Here is a 491-nt window from a genome sequence, read left to right as displayed (position 1 = left end):
CTCTTTATGTTGCTCTTGGTATTGTTTTTGATACCAACGCTCAATTGTGGCCTTACCTTTTTTGAATTGCTCAGCCAAATCTTTTTGCGAAACACCCCGCGTATGCTCATGAAAGACAGCGGCTTGGAGCCGCCATGTTGAACGTTGATGCTTATTAATTCCAGGGAACTGTTGATTGCCATAACGCTTACAGGTGTGGCAATACAATTTATAAGCCTTAAAACTTAAGATACTTCTTCGATGCCCTATAAGTTCATGATGAACTTTTCTCATATAAGAAGCTTTTTTACGAACTACCTTACTTTTGCAATGACCACAACGAGGAAGTCGATTATAAGAAAGTTCTAACCACAATGGTTGATAACCTTTCACTTTCCTTATAGAAAATCCGGGTAAATTTAGGATAAGATCATACTTCGGCACTTTAATCTCCTTTTGATCGTCAAATCAAGGAGTTAGATTACTCTAACTTAGATTAAAGTGCCCCCTCA

At 38.1% G+C, this 491-nt stretch carries 1 protein-coding gene; it reads right to left on the bottom strand.

Annotated features, from left to right (window positions below; genetic code table 11):
- Positions 1-423: helix-turn-helix domain-containing protein (locus Lrub_RS14550; RefSeq protein ID WP_162263130.1), on the bottom strand; the 423-nt coding region annotated here is incomplete at its 3' end.
- Positions 424-491 lie beyond the last annotated feature (68 nt).

Source organism: Legionella rubrilucens, assembly GCF_001468125.1.
In the GTDB taxonomy this organism is placed as follows: Bacteria; Pseudomonadota; Gammaproteobacteria; order Legionellales; family Legionellaceae; genus Legionella_C; species Legionella_C rubrilucens.
This window is presented reverse-complemented; position numbering and strand designations above follow the sequence as displayed.